The organism is Salinispora goodfellowii (assembly GCF_059570675.1).
Window position 1 is genome coordinate 1 of record NZ_JCANTD010000103.1, and the last position, 1,063, is coordinate 1,063.

Sequence of the window (1,063 nt, forward strand, 5' to 3'; positions counted from 1 at the left end):
CCCGACGGCTTCATCTCCCTCCGCGCCGCCGCCGAAACCGACACCGGCTTCGCCATCCGACAAGAACTCATCCGCGCCTACGGCCTGCGCTGACCTCACCAACGGGGTCCCCGGACCGACAACGCTCCGGGGACCCCGCCCCTAACCAACGCAGACGACCGCGCCACACGCCATGGAGCCGGCCCTCGTCCCGCCAACCGGTCAAGACGCCCAGCGCCGCAGAGGCACCGTCACTCGGTGGCGAAGTAGTGCCGTGACGGCTACCCGCCAGCAAAGAACTGTTCATCTGATGGAGTCGCGTCAGTAGAACTAGGGCCATGTCTTCTCATCCAGGACCCTTCGCCGCTGGCGGGTCGCGGCGGCGGTTGATCGCCGCCGCCGTGGCCGCCGGGATGATCGCGGCCTCCGCCGCCGCGGTCAATCCAGCCGCCGCGACCGCCGGCCCGCCCTCGACCGCGACACCCGCGGGCACGGTCACGGGCACACATACCGTCACCCTGGTCACCGGCGACGTCGTCACCGTTCGCACCCTCGCCGACGGCAACACCATCACCGAGGTCGACCAGCCCGACGACGCCACCAGCGGCTTCACCGTCCAACAACACGGCGACGACCTCTACGTCATCCCCGACGAAGCCGAACCCCTACTCGCCGACGACCGACTCGACCAGCGACTGTTCAACCTCACCGACCTCATCGAGATGGGCTACGACGACGCCCACACCACCGACATACCGCTGATCGCCACCTACCCCGACACAGCAACCCGCACCACCGCCGCACCCGACGGCGCCACCCTCACCCACGACCTACCCGCCATCAACGGCCACGCCCTCACCACCAACAAAGCAGACACCCGCACCCTCTGGACCACCCTGAGCTCCGCTTCCGGCTCCGACGCGAACCGCGAAAGCACCGGCGCCGCGAAAATCTGGCTCGACGGCCAGGTACACACCACCCTCGCCGACAGCGTCCCCCAGATCGGCGCCCCCGAAGCCTGGGACGCCGGCTACGACGGCGACGGCGTCACCGTCGCCGTCCTCGACAGCGGCATCGACCCCAC

General features: G+C 69.4%; 1 pseudogene. It reads left to right on the plus strand.

Features of this window, described 5'->3' with window-relative positions:
* Positions 1 to 317: 317 nt before the first annotated feature.
* Positions 318 to 1,063 (plus strand): annotated as a pseudogene (locus T398_RS26825) (peptidase S8); the annotation flags it as partial.